Source organism: Pleomorphochaeta sp., from assembly GCF_050031695.1.
Classification (GTDB): Bacteria; Spirochaetota; Spirochaetia; order Sphaerochaetales; family Sphaerochaetaceae; genus Pleomorphochaeta.
Genome location: NZ_JBNAIC010000030.1, coordinates 1 through 15,783 on the forward strand (window position 1 = coordinate 1; position 15,783 = coordinate 15,783).

The 15,783-nt window shown below is 28.3% G+C and carries 13 protein-coding genes, 1 tRNA gene and 1 pseudogene; 4 read left to right on the top strand and 11 right to left on the bottom strand.

What is annotated here, in order from left to right; all coding sequences use genetic code 11:
- Window positions 1-136: 136 nt before the first annotated feature.
- Window positions 137-572: pseudogene (gene tnpA / locus ACPKM0_RS06085) on the bottom strand (IS200/IS605 family transposase).
- A 206-nt stretch (window positions 573-778) separates the two neighbouring features.
- A complete protein-coding gene (locus ACPKM0_RS06090) occupies window positions 779-1,402 on the bottom strand; it encodes a hypothetical protein (protein WP_472474290.1) in 624 nt (207 codons plus the stop codon).
- A 327-nt stretch (window positions 1,403-1,729) separates the two neighbouring features.
- Here ACPKM0_RS06090 and ACPKM0_RS06095 point away from each other — a divergent pair, with 327 nt between their 5' ends.
- From ACPKM0_RS06095 to ACPKM0_RS06105, 3 genes are all read left to right on the top strand, one after another.
- Window positions 1,730-2,998 (top strand): amidohydrolase family protein, encoded by a 1,269-nt coding sequence (locus ACPKM0_RS06095; RefSeq protein WP_472474292.1) that lies wholly within the window; start codon window positions 1,730-1,732, stop codon window positions 2,996-2,998.
- A 263-nt stretch (window positions 2,999-3,261) separates the two neighbouring features.
- A complete protein-coding gene (locus ACPKM0_RS06100) occupies window positions 3,262-3,795 on the top strand; it encodes a hypothetical protein (protein WP_472474294.1) in 534 nt (177 codons plus the stop codon).
- Between the two features lie 43 nt (window positions 3,796-3,838).
- Entirely contained in the window at window positions 3,839-4,465 is a 627-nt protein-coding gene (locus ACPKM0_RS06105; RefSeq protein ID WP_472474296.1) for a hypothetical protein, read from the top strand.
- Window positions 4,466-4,593: 128 nt separating this feature from the next.
- Here the strand turns inward: ACPKM0_RS06105 and rbr are convergent, their stop codons facing one another.
- The 6 genes from rbr to ACPKM0_RS06135 form a co-directional block, all read right to left on the bottom strand.
- Window positions 4,594-5,136 carry a rubrerythrin gene (gene rbr, locus ACPKM0_RS06110; RefSeq protein WP_472474298.1) on the bottom strand — a complete coding sequence of 181 codons (543 nt, stop codon included), beginning with the start codon at window positions 5,134-5,136 and terminating at the stop codon, window positions 4,594-4,596.
- Window positions 5,137-5,160: 24 nt separating this feature from the next.
- The gene (locus tag ACPKM0_RS06115; protein WP_472474300.1) at window positions 5,161-5,553 is read right to left on the bottom strand and encodes a Fur family transcriptional regulator; all 393 of its coding nucleotides are present in this window, start codon (window positions 5,551-5,553) and stop codon (window positions 5,161-5,163) included.
- Window positions 5,554-5,703: 150 nt separating this feature from the next.
- Complete coding sequence (locus tag ACPKM0_RS06120; RefSeq protein ID WP_472474302.1) at window positions 5,704-7,596, bottom strand: ABC transporter ATP-binding protein; 1,893 nt, start codon at window positions 7,594-7,596, stop codon at window positions 5,704-5,706.
- Complete coding sequence (locus tag ACPKM0_RS06125) at window positions 7,583-9,322, bottom strand: ABC transporter ATP-binding protein (protein ID WP_472474304.1); 1,740 nt, start codon at window positions 9,320-9,322, stop codon at window positions 7,583-7,585. Before ACPKM0_RS06125 ends, ACPKM0_RS06120 begins: the two co-directional genes overlap by 14 nt.
- Window positions 9,322-9,759: a MarR family winged helix-turn-helix transcriptional regulator gene (locus ACPKM0_RS06130; RefSeq protein WP_472474306.1), complete on the bottom strand. Its 438-nt coding sequence runs from the start codon at window positions 9,757-9,759 to the stop codon at window positions 9,322-9,324. The genes ACPKM0_RS06125 and ACPKM0_RS06130 overlap by 1 nt, the downstream gene beginning before the upstream one ends.
- A gap of 233 nt (window positions 9,760-9,992) precedes the next feature.
- Window positions 9,993-12,032 carry a class I SAM-dependent methyltransferase gene (locus ACPKM0_RS06135; RefSeq protein WP_472474308.1) on the bottom strand — a complete coding sequence of 680 codons (2,040 nt, stop codon included), beginning with the start codon at window positions 12,030-12,032 and terminating at the stop codon, window positions 9,993-9,995.
- Window positions 12,033-12,202: 170 nt separating this feature from the next.
- Here ACPKM0_RS06135 and ACPKM0_RS06140 point away from each other — a divergent pair, with 170 nt between their 5' ends.
- Window positions 12,203-12,658 (top strand): hypothetical protein, encoded by a 456-nt coding sequence (locus tag ACPKM0_RS06140; RefSeq protein WP_472474310.1) that lies wholly within the window; start codon window positions 12,203-12,205, stop codon window positions 12,656-12,658.
- 81 nt (window positions 12,659-12,739) lie between these two features.
- On the opposite strand, the gene rpsD is transcribed toward ACPKM0_RS06140, so the two are convergent.
- The 3 genes from rpsD to ACPKM0_RS06155 form a co-directional block, all read right to left on the bottom strand.
- Window positions 12,740-13,333: a 30S ribosomal protein S4 gene (gene rpsD / locus ACPKM0_RS06145; RefSeq protein WP_472474312.1), complete on the bottom strand. Its 594-nt coding sequence runs from the start codon at window positions 13,331-13,333 to the stop codon at window positions 12,740-12,742.
- A 140-nt stretch (window positions 13,334-13,473) separates the two neighbouring features.
- Window positions 13,474-13,546, bottom strand: a tRNA-Asn gene (locus ACPKM0_RS06150).
- 364 nt (window positions 13,547-13,910) lie between these two features.
- Window positions 13,911-15,704, bottom strand: a complete 1,794-nt coding sequence (locus ACPKM0_RS06155; RefSeq protein WP_472474314.1) for a bifunctional metallophosphatase/5'-nucleotidase — start codon at window positions 15,702-15,704, stop codon at window positions 13,911-13,913.
- Window positions 15,705-15,783: the final 79 nt, after the last annotated feature.

Consider the following 15,783-nt stretch of genomic DNA (forward strand, 5'->3'; position numbering starts at 1 on the left):
TGATACCTATCTAAAAATTCATTAATAAAATTTACTTTAAATTCTTCTGTATATGGCAAAACATAACTCCTTCTATTTTTTATAGTTGAATTATATGTTTTATTTTATATAGCTGAAACAAGGTATCAATTTACGCTCACTCTTTAACACTTAATTTATCAAGTGCTATATCATGTTTTTCTTGCTCTTGTATATATTTTTGTACTGTTGCAGTATTCAATCCTACAGTACTAACATAATATCCTTCAGCCCAAAAGTGTCTATTTCCAAATTTATATTTTAAATTTGCAAACATTATCAAATATCATAAGGGCACTCTTTCCTTTTAAATATCCCATAAAACTCGACACACTTATTTTAGGTGGTATACTTACTAACATATGTACATGATCATCCATTAAATGACCTTCTATAATTTCAACTTTCTTGTAATTACATAAGGTTCTTAATATTTCACCTACACTTGTTCTATATTGATTGTAAATAATCTTTCTTCTATACTTAGGTGTAAATACTATATGGTACTTACACATCCACTTAGTATGTGACAAACTGTTTGTTTTATTTGCCATTTATTATTACCTCGTTTTCTATTTATAGTTTTGGAGTAGCATTCAAATTCTATAATAAAACGAGGTTTTTGTATAACAATTGTTACCACCCGCATAGCAGGTGGTTTTTTGTTCCCAAAGCTCTTACTCATCGCTTCGTGAACGGGCTTAAGCCCATAAAAAAACTCCTTCAAAAATGAAGGAGCTCTATTATAAAGTAAAATATACTAACTAGCAGTAAAGTTTAACTTAACAATACTCTCATATCTTCCAGCTGGAGCTGTAGAATCGCCGGTATATGTAACATCAAAATATACAGAGTTTTTATCTTCATCTGCACCATAAGTAACATTATTAGCTAATGTAACTGTATCAGTAACAGTTAATGGTGAAGATGTAGAGGCAGTACCTTGAGCAATTGATAATAAACTATCTGTTCCTAATGTTCTAGCACTTAATGTTGGTAATCCAGTATCATAGGACGTACCAGTAGTACGTGCTAAATTTCCAATTTCAATTTTTATAGATAAAGAACTAATTGCAGTGGAAGTTCCTTGTTCAACTCTTGCTCTAAAAGAAGCTGTGAAATCTGATCTTGGTGACCATGCTGAATCGTAAATTTCTTTAGAATTTGCAGAAACCCATGAATTATCAGTAGTTTTTGCTTCAAAAATAAAGCTAAATGCTACATCCTCTTGTACTGCTACTACAGTTGTGGATTCTTCTTCTGCTGCTGGTAAAGCAATACTACTGTAAGTAGGAGCATCACCTGTTGCACCCACAGTTTGTGCCATAATAAAAGTTGGCACTAAAGCTAATATAGCTATTATTGATAAAATTTTTTTATTCATAATTCAGTCTCTCCTTAATTTATTTATTTGTTCTTTAAGATTGATTACATATCTAATATAATATGACTTACATCTTATGTCAATACTTTTTTTTACTATTTATAATAATAGTTAATAATCATAAAATTATATAATAAAGCATCTATACAAAACAGTTTGTAACATATTTAATTCTTTATAATATAACGATTTACATCAAATTAATAACCTAATTGTAACTTATGCCAACTTATAACATACTTATTACAACCATAAAATTGTAAGTTAATAATGATAAAATATTCAATTTATTTGATTATTTTACTTCATATAATATATAATTTACATATGAAATATTTTTTTGATTCGCATATGCATGCAATGAATTTAGACCATCCTGATTTTGTTAGTACAATTGAATCGTTAAATTCTGGAATTACAGACCTATTAACAAGTGGCTTTTTCTCAACTTCTTATATATTAGAAGGTAGAAAAGCAAATCCTATGAATTTAAATAAAAAAATGGTTAATTTAATTTTAGCCTTTGACAAACCAATAGGTGAAATTTTTGCTATGATGGAAAATGATTTAAAAGGTGAATATATAGATAATCTTTCTGAAGCTGATAAAAAACTTTTTAAACCATATATATATAATAACAAACTACATTTCAGAAATAAGAAATATGATAAATTAGCATTAATTCCTTTATTAATGGATTTTTCAAATAATCACATTAATTTAAAAAATGTATATTACCCACTAAGTAGAGAAATAAAAATATTAAAGTATGTTGATGATACATTAACAGCTTTAAATGATTATAATAAATATAATAAAAATGGAATAATGGAATTTTTCCCATTATTAGGTATCAATACACCTGCACATTCATTAGATTTCATTAAAGATTTAATAGCTACTTATGTAAATAAAACACACAAACAAAATAACCAAAAATATTCAAAGAAAAAATTTTATGGTATTAAGTTTTATCCCCCATTAGGTCTAAACCCTTGGCCAAACGATAAATATGAATTAAGTAAATTAAAATATATCTATCAATTCTGTTGTGAAAATGATTTACCAATAATTACTCATTGTGACGATCAAGGATTTAGAACAATTCCTACAAAAGAAGCTTGGGCATATACTAGCCCAAAATCTTGGGAGGTAGTATTAAAAGAATATCCTACATTAAAAATTGATTTTGCTCATTCTGGTAAACAATATAGTTCGATTAGTAATTTACCAACAGCATCAATTTTAGCTCAGAATTTAATTAAACCAAAAACTGAAAGAATTCCAACAAGTCCTTGGTTTTATGAAATTATAGAACTAATGAATAAATATAATAATGTATATTTAGATTTTTCATTTAGTGGAACCATGCCTCAGTTTTATATAGAATTTCTAAATTTTCTAAACTTAGAAGATAATAAAAACATAAGAGAACATATAGTAACTCACTCTTTGTTTGGCTCTGATTTTTCTGTAAATCTTTTTAAAGTTAAATCATATAGTGAATATTATAAAATCTTTGAGAATAGTCCATTTAATGACGAAGAAATAGAAAAGTTCGCTTCAATTAATCCTATTAACTTTTTAGGAATTTAAATTCAACTTAATAAATGTTTAATATAATATGAATTTTTGTCATAACATTCAATAAAAAAATATATATTATAAATTCGTTATATTTAATAAAATAGCTAAATAAAGACTTTATTTAGCTATTTTATATTTTTTTGCTAAATTACTAACAATTTAAAACCTCTAACAAAAAATATATAAAAACACAAACTATTGACACAAGAGACATATTATAATATTATTTAATTACAAAAAAATTAAAATAAAATAAGTTATCGGAGGAAAACATGCTTAGAAAAATAATCATTTTTATTACAAGTCTTATCATCTGTTTACCTCTTTATGCAGCTTCACTTGTTCAAATTGATACTGAAATTGAAGGCTCTTTAGTTATGAAAAAATATTATTCAGAAATTAGTGATGCTACCGATATTTCAGACGAATTATTTTATATTGATCAAGATGGAATAAATTCTAGTTTGGAAGATGTAGATAATCCTTTTTTAATTAGAGATGGTTTTACTACAGATAATTTTATTATTGCTTTTTTTGGCTCAGTAGAAACAAACCAAACTTATGAAATAGATGTAGAATGTACTGATTATTATTATATAGATAATTCAACTAATACTTATATTTCTTTAACACCTACTATTATAAATAAATCTCCATCGAACGGTCAACTATCTTTTGTATCGGGTGAATTTTACGAAATAGGAAATCTAAACAGTTTTTCTTTTCAAATTTATAGTCCTGAAAATAATACAGTACCTGCTGGCAGATATTTTACAGATATAACTATAAATATTGTTGAATTATAAACATAAATAATTAATAATATATATGCACATGGGAGATATTACATTGAAAAAAAGGTTATTTACTTTTTTATTATTAATTTCATTTGCAAATTTTATTTGTTTTGCAGATCAATTAGTTATGGAAAATGCTCCTGAATACGTATCTGATGCATCTTTTGAACCAACTAGTGAATCAACAACTGTTGTGGCTGAAGCTGATGTTATAGAATTAACTATTCAGCTCTATTATGAAAATTTTCCACTACAAGATGAATCCACAATAACACAAGATAATAATAATCAAAATTTATTATTATCTGAATCTTGGGTATTAACACCTTTCTCAATCATTTTAGATGGAACGGACACAGAAGATTATGCCCTTAATGTTGATATACAAGTTGGATTTTTTCAATTGCTTGATGATAATGGAAATATTGCTCAAGGTGATGACGGATATATAATTGATACACAATCTTTGATATTATCAGATATTACAAATGATGATAGTATAACTTTTGAAAACTCTCCGATAGGTTCTAATTTTTATTCATATAATATACCAATAACTAATGATAATTATTATTTAGAAGACAGTATTGCTTCCTTTAATTTAAGTTGGACTGAAAAAGACATTGCTCAACCTGGTAATTATCTAAGCAGCATTCAACTTACTTTTTCAACTAATTAGATTATTCAACAATGTGCTTATTGTAAAAATATATTATCACCCGTAAGGGTGATTTTTTTTATATAAAAAATAATCCCAACTTTAAGAATAATCTTAATTAGCTGGGATATAAAATATATAATTATATTTTAGTAATTTTTACATTCTAGTTCAAAATATGCTTGAGGATGAGCACAAACTGGGCAAAGAGAAGGAGCTTTTTTTCCAACATGAATATGACCACAATTTGAACATTTCCAAACAGTATCTCCATCACGTGAGAATACAATTCCTTCTTCTAAATTTTCTAATAATTTTAGATATCTAGCTTCGTGTTCTTTTTCAATTTTAGCTACCATACTAAATAACTTAGAAATCTTTGAAAAACCTTCTTCTTCTGCTTCTTCAGACATTCTTTGATACATGTCTGTCCATTCATAATTTTCACCAGCAGCTGCATCTTTTAAGTTAGTCATTGTTGTTGGAATTTCTCCATTTTCTTGAAGTAATTTAAACCAAATTTCAGCATGTTCTTTTTCATTCCCAGCAGTTTCTGCGAAAATATTTGCAATTTGTACATATCCTTCTTTTTTAGCCTTTGAAGAATAATAAGTATACTTATTGCGAGCTTGAGATTCCCCTGCAAAAGCATCCATTAAGTTTTTCTCAGTTTTAGAACCTTTAAATTCCATTATTTTTACTCCTTCGCTAAATAATTATTTAGCATTTTTTAAACAGTCAGGACAAATTCCTGTAATAATAATATTCTTATCAATCATTGAAAATCCTGTTTCATTTTCAATGCTGATAACACTCTCTTGATTAATTGGCAAAGTTACATCATAAACTTTTTTACATATACGACATTCAATATGTTGATGCTCTTTTACTGTAGAATCATAATGATCGGGTCCATCAATAGCAAAAATCTTTTTTAATTTTCCTTCATCAACAAGTAAATTTAAATTTCTATATACAGTAGCTTTACCAACTGTGGGATGACTTGAGTGTATATAATCATACACCTCTTGTGCTGTCGGATGATTATATAAATCAATTACAGCATTTAGAACAAGTCCTCTTTGAATTGTTTGTCTTCTTTCTACCATGTTTTATCCTTATTGAAATTCATTATCTATTAGGAGTATGCTTCAATAGATAGAAAAAGTCAATATTTTATTTCAAAAAACAAAAAATATGGAAGTCATATATAATATATATAATAACTTCCACAATTTAATTTGACAACCTTTTTATTTCTAATCTAACTTTGTCAAACCTTTATACAATTTATAATAAGAACCTTTTTGTTTCATAAGATCTTTATGATTACCTAATTCGATGATTTCACCATTTTCTAAAACTATAATTACATCACTATTTCTAATAGTTGATAATCTATGAGCAATAACAAAAACAGTTCTATTTGACATTAATTTATTCATACCTTCTTGAACTATTTTTTCTGTTCTCGTATCTATACTACTAGTTGCTTCATCTAAAATCATTACTGGAGGATTAGCAATAGCACATCTAGCAATGGAAAGTAATTGCCTTTGACCTATAGATAACAAATTATCTTCACCGTCTAAATATGTATCATAACCATCTTCTAATATAGAAATAAAATGATCTGCATTTGCTAATTTAGCAGCATCAATTACTTCTTCATCAGTAGCTTTTAACTTACCATAAGAAATATTTTCTTTAATAGTTCCACTAAATAAATTAGTATCTTGCAATACAAATCCCAAAGCTCTTCTTAAATCAGGTTTTTTAATTTTTCTAATATCTATACCATCATAAAGAATAACTCCACTATCAATATCATAGAATCTATTAATCAAATTAGTTATTGTAGTTTTACCAGCACCAGTAGATCCTACAAATGCTATATTTTCACCAGCCTTTGCTTTTAAACTTATATTTTTTAATATTGGTTTTCCTTCTACATATGAAAAATCAACATTCTTTAATTCAACATCACCTTTAAGTAAGATAAGCTTATCGTGGTCCTTAAAAGCCCAATGACAGGTTTTTTCATTACATTCAATAATTGTACCATCATCTTTGATATTTACATTCACAAGCTCAATATAACCATCATCTTCTTCTATTTTCTCATCTATTAATGCAAATATTCTCTCAGCCCCTGCTAAAGCTAACATTAAAGAATTAATCTGTTGTCCAAGTGAAATTATTGGCTGAGCAAGATTTCTTGATAGCTGTAAAAAACTTACAATTACACCTAATGTAATCGCTGTATTACCACTTATAGCTAAAAGTCCACCAAAAATAGCAAGAATAACGTATTGTAAATAACTCATAGAAGACATAATTGGCATAAATATATTACCTAAAGAACTAGCTTTATAAGCATTAGCTGCCAATTCTTCGTTTAAAACGTCGAAATTACTATTTACTTTATCTTGTCGATTATATACTTTAACTTCTTTTTGACCTGCAATCATTTCTTCAACATATGCATTTGTTGCACCTAATGCAGCTTGCTGCTTTGAAAAATATTTAGAAGAAACATTACCTAAAGCTTTTACAACTAATAGCATAAATATTATTACAATAAATGCAATAATAGATAATCTCCAACTTGTTATAAGCATAGCTAAAACTATACCTATAAATTGTAAAATACCTAAAAGAAGTTGTGGTAAGCTTTGTGATAATAAATTAACCATTGCATCAATATCACTAGTATATCGACTTAAAATATCTCCATGTCCTTTAGTGTCGAAATAAGTTAATGGTAACTTTTGCATATGTTCAAACATTTGGTTTCTCAACACTTTTAATATTTTTTGAGAGATTTTAACCATAGCTCTAGTATAATAATACATAGCTAGAACACCGATTAATAAAATGATTCCAAATATTGGTACAATTTGATAAAAGTAAGAGAAATCAGGATTTTCTACTCCAATTAATGGAGTTATACCGTTATCGATGATAAATCTTAAAAATATTGATGAAGCTATTGTTGTAGTTGAAGCTAAAACAATACAAATAAACACCAATACTAATCTAAATTTAAACGGGGAAAAATAAGAAAACAATCGTTTAATAGTTTTTTTTATATACTTTGGTTTTTCAACCTTACCTCGTGGTCCATGACCTCTTCCACTAAATGGAGGCATCTTCTACCTCCTTCTTTTGTGTGTAATAAACTTCTTGATAAATACTATTTTCTTTTAATAATTCTTCATGATTTCCTTGCCCTACGACTTTTCCTTCATCAAGAACTATAATTTTATCACAATTTTCTATACTTGAAATTCTCTGAGCTATTATAATTTTTGTAGTATCAGGTATCATTAATGCAAAACCTTTATTAATTTTAGCTTCTGTTGCCATATCAACAGCACTTGTTGAATCATCTAATATTAATATTTTTGGTGATTTAATTAATGCTCTAGCTATAGACAATCTTTGTCTTTGGCCTCCAGATACATTAACTCCACCTCTTTCAATCCTATAATCATAGCCTTTATCTAAACTCATAATATAATCATGAATTTGAGCTATCTTACATGCATTTACCATATCTTCTTCACTAGCGTCTGCTTTCCCCCAAAGTAAATTTTCTTTAATTGTACCTGAGAAAAGAACAGATTTTTGTAGAGCATATGAGATATTATTTCTTAGCGTTTCAACCGCGTAATCTCTAACATCTACACCGCCAATTAATAATTCACCTGATTGTATATCATATAAACGAGGCAATAAATTTACTAAAGAAGTTTTAGAAGAACCAGTTGATCCAATAATACCTATTCTCTGACCTTGTTTAAATTTCAAATTAACTTTTTCTAAACATAATTTATCATCACGTTTTAAATAACTAAAACTAACATCTTTAAATTCAATATCAGCATTTTCCATAGTATTTACTGTTACATCTTTATCTTTAATATCAATATCTTCTTCAAGTACATCTACTATTCTTTTTATACTAGGGGAGGAAACAATAACCATAACAAAAACTGCTGAAAGTTGGATTAACCCAAATAGCGACATTGTAACATAGCTCACTAAACTTACTAATTCACCGGTAGTTATTTCTAAAGTTATAACCATTTTTGAACCGAGAAATACTATTAATAATGTAATACCAAATACACAAAATAGCATTATTGGCATAACAGAAACCATAAGTTTGTATGCATTTACATATAATTTTTCAAGTTTTGAACTACTTTCTTTAAATTTACTGATTTCATAGTCTTGTTTTACATAAGCCTTTACAACTCTAATCCCATCAAGATTTTCCTTAACTACACGATTTATATTATCTATTTCTTTAAATACTTTTTCAAATCTAGGAAAGGCTAGTTTGATTATTATTAATAACATTACTAATAATATAGGAATTGCTAATAAAAAAGTTTTAGCTAATTCTGCATTGATTACAAAAGACATATATACTGCAAAACCAAGACTACTTAGAGCTCTAAAAGCTCCTCTAAAACTCATCTGATATACATTCTGAAGTCTTTGAACATCAGTAGTTAATCTAACTACTAAAGAACTTGTTGAAAATTTATCTAAATTCAAAAAAGAATATTTTTCTACTTGATAAAATAAATCTTTTCTTAGATTTTTACTAAATCCAGAAGCACCTTTAGCTACAAAGATACCTCCAAGAACACCTAATACAGCCATCATAAATGTCAGAAAAAATAATTGTAATCCATAATTTATTATATTATCTCTGTTAGATGTTGTTATCCCATTATCAATCAATTTCGCTATTACAAATGGAATTTGTGAAAATAATAGCGTGTCTAAAATTACAAATAAAGGAGCTAAAAAAGTTTCCTTATAGTATCCTTTTAAGCTCCTTAATATTGGTTTAATTTTCATTAACTGTCGTTCTCTAAATTTTGTCTCATTTTTTCAACAACATCGAAGAAGATTTCCATATTTTCTTCTGAAATACCTTCAGTCATTTGTTGTTCCATTCCATCAAGGAATACTTCAAATTCTTGACCAAGAGTTTTTGCTTTTTTAGTTAGAACAACCTTCTTCAATCTTAAATCATTTTCAACTGATTTTTTTGTTACTAAACCATTTCTTTCCATTAATTTAAGGATTTCTGTAGTAGTCGGTCTTCTTAAAGAAAAACGTTTATCAATATCCCTTTGAAAAACATCCTCGTTTCCTTTAGATGCAATATAATTAATAATATAATAATGAGACGATGTTTGTCTCTTATTATTTTTATCACCCTTAAAAGTCATTAACTTTCTTCTGACATGATTAGTCAATCTTCGTAATTCACAAGATGCACTCTTTTCCATAATACTAACTCCTTATACACTCTATTATCATCAAGTGTTATATCAATATTAGTATAATATTAAGCTCATGACTAGATATAAAAATTACAATATATTTTATTTTTTGTCAAAATGTTTGTATAATTTACCAAATTAATAGTTTTCTAAGGGCATTAATTAGATTATGAAGTTTTATGAATTTTAATTTATCAATAAAAAAGTACTTAAAAAAGGTGACAATTTATTATATTAAACTAATTCTTTTTTTCAAAACCATAAGGTTTAGGCTTACTTTTTTTAACTCTTTTTTCTCTAGGAGCATCTGAATTAAAATCAGTATTGTAATTATCACCACCTCTAAAAGATTTTCTTTTTCCATCTGAGAAACTACTTCTTCTATCTCTATCGTCTCTTGAGAATCTTGAACCTCTATCATCTCTAGAGGACCTTCTATCTCTGTCGTCTCTTGAGAATTTTCTTTCTGTATTTTCTCTTGAGTATCTAGAGCCCCTATCATCTCTAGAGGACCTTCTATCTCTATCGTCTCTTGAGAATTTTCTTTCTGTATTTTCTCTTGAGTATCTAGAGCCCCTATCATCTCTAGAAGACCTTCTATCTCTATCGTCTCTAGAGTATCTAGAACCTCTATCATCTCTATAGGACCTTCTATCTCTATCGTCTCTTGAGAATCTTGAACCTCTATCATCTCTAGAGGACCTTCTATATCTATCATCTCTTGAGTATCTTCTATCTTTATCGTCTCTTGAGTATCTAGAACCTCTATCGTCTCTAGAAGATCTTCTATCTCTATCGTCTCTTGAGTATCTTGAACCTCTATCATCTCTTGAGAATTTTCTTTCTGTATTTTCTCTTGAGTATCTAGAACCTCTATCGTCTCTAGAAGACCTTCTATCTCTATCGTCTCTTGAGTATCTTGAACCTCTAGAGGATCTTCTATCTCTATCATCCCTTGAGTATCTACTTCTTCTATCATCACGATAAGAACTTCTTCCTCTGTCGTTTCTAGAAGGTCTTCGATCTCTATTTCCACTAATTGGGCTTTCATAACTTGCATCCCAACGAATTACTAAATCATCGTCTTCATTATTGGAATCAGTAGAATTTATTTCGTTTGCAATTTCAATAGCAATTTCACTTGCAATTTCATTTTTTTCGTTTTCGTTTGTGTTTTCGTTAAAATCTTTTTCTAAATCGTTAATGATTTTATTTAAATCATTTTGTTCTTCGCCATTGGAGTAATTATCCATTTTCTTTTTCCTTATTCCCATTTCTTTTGGGTTTTCTTTCTTTGTGAAATATTTTTTGCCTTCGTAATCTTCTTTACGCAATTTAGCATTTTTAATTTTTTCTAGTGACCAGGTTTTTGAGGAACCTTTTTTTGCTGAAAATCCATCTGCTAATATTTCTTTTGTTATATTCTTTACTTTATATTCAAGCAAACGTCCCGGATCCATATGGAAAGAACTTAAGTTTGTTGAAAACAGTACCTTCCCATTATTATCTAATAAATTATTAATTAATCTTAAATATCTTACATAATCTCTTTGAATATCAAAAGTTTCATTCATTTTTCTACTATTAGAAAAACTTGGTGGATCAAAAATTATTAAATCATATTTTTTCTTTTTTCTAACAGAATCAATAATGTATTCTAGAGCATCTTGGTTTATACATGGATATCTATCACTATCAAAACCATTTAACTTCAAATTATATTTTGCCCATTCAGTATAAGTTTTACTTAAATCAACTGATTCAACTCTTAATGCATTTCCAGCAGCTGCATAAACGCTAAAAGACCCTGTATATGAAAACAAATTCAATACTCTAAAATTATCACATTGACTTTCTACTAATTTTCTTGTTTTATAATGATCTAAAAATAAACCAGTATCTATTCTTTTTACTAAATCTACTTTAAATTTGTGAGAAAACTCTTTGACTTCGATTACGAGACTATTTATATTTTGTACATCATGTTGCTCTTTATTATGCCTTTTATTCCTTTTGTGAAAAATAACATATTCACTTTGAATATAACACATTCTTCTTACAACATCTTTTACAACTTCTTCTAACTCTTGTGATAAACCTTCATCACTATAATCGGTTATTCTTGCGTATTTACCATATAAATCAACACTAACAGGTAGTTCCTCAAGATTTCGATCATATACTCTCATACAATCTGTATCTTCTTGTAATAATAACCTTCTCATCATTAAAGCATTCTTTTTAAGAATCTTTCCAAAATCTTTTATCAAATAATCCATCGCCAACTACCTATTTCTTATACACTTATTTACACTTAACCAAATAATAAGTTACTTTCAATAATCTGTGTTGCATGCTACAATAATCACCATAATTATTCAAGGATAAATATATCGTTTTAGTAATTATAAAAATTATTTGGAGGTTAGCTCTAGAGCTAAATACTAATATGGATGAAGAAACTTTAGAATTTTTAGAAAAATTAGAAAATACTTACGGCGGTAAAATAACTTGGAAAACTTTTTCAACTTGGTATGGTTGTTCTGATTCAACTTTTAGAGAATATGGTGTATTTATTTTTAAAATTAATAACACACTTTATTTTGAAGACTTTGAAAAAAAACATGCAATTTTTGGCATGGAATTAACAACCAAGAAAAAGAAAAAGAATAAATATGTAAAATTGCAAAGAGAAATTAAAATTGATGAAATTGAGAAAATATTTAAAGTAACTCAATCAAGTGCTCTTAATATAATAAAAAAATATAAAACAGCAGATTCTTTACACGAATTAAATCTTTTTGAAAAAGTTTTTAAAAAGAGCGTTATTGCAGTTCAATTAAAAAATGGAACTTGTCATTTCTTTGAATTTATAAATATAAATGATTTTAAGAAAAATCTATAATTATTAATATTTTCTTTTAAAATAAAAAAACTACTAGCATGCTGACTAGTAGTTTTTTTTGTAATATAAATATTACTAAGTTTATTTTGAGTAGAACTCAACAACTAATTGGTCGTTGATTTCAACAGGAACTTCAGCTCTTTCTGGTTTTCTTAATAATGTACCAGCAAAACCTTCTTCATTCTTATCTAAATAAGCTACTTTGAATTTTACTGCACCTAAGAAATTCTTCTTGAAAGCTTCATTCTTACGAGATTTTTCTTTTAATGAGATCACATCACCAACTTTACATTGATATGAAGGAATATCAACCTTCTTACCATTAACTTGTATGTGGCCGTGAGAAACTAATTGACGTGAAAGTCTAATTGAGTTACCAAATCCAATACGATAAACTAGATTATCTAAACGACATTCTAGTGTTGTAATTAATGCATCACCAGTTCTTAATTCAGATCTACTTGCATCTGCATAGTAATTACGTAATTGCTTTTCGAAGATACCGTAATATGCTTTAACTTTTTGTTTTTCAGCTAATTGCATACCATAATCGGATACCTTGTGTTTCTTTCGAAAAGCAGGAGCGTTAGCACGATCCATAGCCTTAGGGTGACCACAAGCATTCACTCCTAATCTACGACATTCTTTAAAACGTGGGCCTCTTCTTGTTGCCATAGTCAATTCCTTTAAGAAAGTATTCTTACTAATAATAAACACTAAAACAGCACTCTTAGATTAATATTATTAGGGTATGTTAATTGCTCCCATACCTAGAGCAAATAAAAAGCTCCCAAAAAATTGGGAGCAAAATTAAGCGCGCCCGGAGGGATTTGAACCCCCGACAGGGTGGTTAACAGCCACCTGCTCTACCGACTGAGCTACAGGCGCTTAAGTTCATCGAACGATTGGTACATTACCTTATTGAACGATTTCTGTCAATACAAATCTAATAAAAAAAAATCTTTTTTAGAAACTTTTATTAATAAAATTTTATAAGTCTCGATATTACGATACTTATACTTTTTAATAAATATATTTTTTTTATTATTTTTCTAAGTACGATAATAATAAATTCAATTTAAATATATTTTTTATTATACAATATTATATATATCCATAATTATATCGTTACTAATTATTTGAATAATTAGTATATAACTCAATAATAATGCGTCTATAAGCGATTATTAGGCATTATAGATAAAAAGGTCCACATTTTACTGTGGACCATTTATTTAATAATTAATAGCTATTATTTTACTGGGAAATTTTCAGTTAAATATTCTTCGAATACATCACTTAATAATTCTCTGTAAGAAACAATATCTGTGAACCATGTATAACCGTCACCACCAATTGCTAAGAAATCATTAGTTGCAACATGATAAACTGTTGAATCTTTCTTAACTACTTTGCCATCTGGTGTGTAAAGTCTTAGGATACGTTTACCAGGGTCTGCATATTTATTATAAACTACTTTAAGGTCAGTTTGAGCATATGAACCAGTTGCTTCAGGTAGAGCTCTATAACCATATTCCATTGCTTCGTAAACTTCTTCACCTGTTACAGCTACTACAGTTAATACATTGTTGAATGGAAGTACAGTAATTACTTCACCCTTAGTTACTTCACCAGCGTCAATACTAGCTCTAATACCACCACCATTAGTGATTGTGAAATCTGCGTCTGAATATTCAGTCATAGCAGTACAAATCATTGATGTTAAATTAGTTTTCTTAGTTCTTACGTCAGCTCTTTCACCTTGTAATACTTTTGGTGTATCAGCAATAACTACATCATAAATTTCTTCTAAAGCTTCTTTCTTAGCATCAATATATGCTTTTACTTGAGGATCTTCAGGTACATTTACAATACCATAAGCACTTGCTAAAGGACTATTTGCAGGATCATCAACATCAGATGCTGAAATTAAGAAAGCATTTTGAGAAACAACTTCATTGTCTTTAACTAAAACATCAACAACACCAACATTATTTAAATATTCACCAGTTTGAACAACTAATGTATCATTAATGTATTCGCCATTTTCTAATTCAGTATGACTATGTCCATCAATCCATAAATCTACACCGTCAAGGTTGTTTAAGATTAATTGTGTTGTATAACCACTTGGGCTACTTTCATCCATACCCATATGACCTAATACTACAACGTAGTCAACATATTGATGAGCAATATCAATTGCTGCTTGAGCATTATTAATAATTAATTCGCTATCAAATGTTAAACCTTCAACATTACTTGGTTTTGTAGTTACATATGTATCAGGAGTTGTTAAACCAACAACAGCAACTTTAAATCCATTAAAGTTATAAACTTGGTAAGGTTGGAATAATAAATAACCATCATCAGTTAATACGTTAGCTGATAAAACTTTTACATCAGAATATTCTTTAGCAATTTGAGATGCTTGTAAAATTCTATCTAGACCGTAATCAAATTCATGGTTACCTAATGCAATTGCATCATATCCTAACATATCAAGTAGAACAGCTGCAGTTTCGCCTTCATAAAGATTAACTAAATTACTACCAGAAATAGCATCACCAGCATCTAATAATAAAATATTATCAGTAATACTTCTTGCTACTTGTAGCATAGTAGACAATCTAGCATAACCAATATTACTACTAGAACCTTCTAATCTACCATGTACATCGTTAGTATGTACAATAAATAAGTCAAATACGTCATGACCTTCAGCTTTTACAATTTCTTTAACGCCGTAAGGATAAACAACTTCTGGTTCTTTAACTTCTTCGACAATTGCAACTTCTTTAGGTTCTTCTTTTACTTCCGCTTTAGGAGCTTCTTCTACAACTGGAGCTTCTTCAACTACAGCTGGTTTTTCTTCTACTACAACAACTGGAGCTTCTTCTTCAACTGGAGCAGGAGCTACAGGTTGAACAACAGCTGCTGCAGGTACTTCTTCAACAGGCTCAGGTGTTGACTTACATCCTATAACGGAAACGATGAGCAATGTTACTAACAATGCTGACATTAATTTACTTGAAAAACGTTTCACGGTTTTCCTCCTAATATAAATCTCAATGGTTTTTGTATAATAAATACTTCTTCTATAGAAGTATATCATATGAGTTCAA

Excerpts from the sequence above, each read along its gene's own strand:
- rbr (WP_472474298.1), bottom strand. The coding sequence starts at position 5,136 with ATGGAATTTAAAGGTTCTAAAACTGAGAAAAACTTAATGGATGCTTTT.
- ACPKM0_RS06095 (WP_472474292.1), top strand. The coding sequence starts at position 1,730 with ATGAAATATTTTTTTGATTCGCATATGCATGCAATGAATTTAGACCAT.
- rpsD (WP_472474312.1), bottom strand. The coding sequence starts at position 13,333 with ATGGCAACAAGAAGAGGCCCACGTTTTAAAGAATGTCGTAGATTAGGA.
- ACPKM0_RS06140 (WP_472474310.1), top strand. The coding sequence starts at position 12,203 with ATGGATGAAGAAACTTTAGAATTTTTAGAAAAATTAGAAAATACTTAC.
- ACPKM0_RS06120 (WP_472474302.1), bottom strand. The coding sequence starts at position 7,596 with ATGCCTCCATTTAGTGGAAGAGGTCATGGACCACGAGGTAAGGTTGAA.
- ACPKM0_RS06100 (WP_472474294.1), top strand. The coding sequence starts at position 3,262 with ATGCTTAGAAAAATAATCATTTTTATTACAAGTCTTATCATCTGTTTA.
- ACPKM0_RS06090 (WP_472474290.1), bottom strand. The coding sequence starts at position 1,402 with ATGAATAAAAAAATTTTATCAATAATAGCTATATTAGCTTTAGTGCCA.
- ACPKM0_RS06130 (WP_472474306.1), bottom strand. The coding sequence starts at position 9,759 with ATGGAAAAGAGTGCATCTTGTGAATTACGAAGATTGACTAATCATGTC.
- ACPKM0_RS06115 (WP_472474300.1), bottom strand. The coding sequence starts at position 5,553 with ATGGTAGAAAGAAGACAAACAATTCAAAGAGGACTTGTTCTAAATGCT.
- ACPKM0_RS06125 (WP_472474304.1), bottom strand. The coding sequence starts at position 9,322 with ATGAAAATTAAACCAATATTAAGGAGCTTAAAAGGATACTATAAGGAA.
- ACPKM0_RS06135 (WP_472474308.1), bottom strand. The coding sequence starts at position 12,032 with ATGGATTATTTGATAAAAGATTTTGGAAAGATTCTTAAAAAGAATGCT.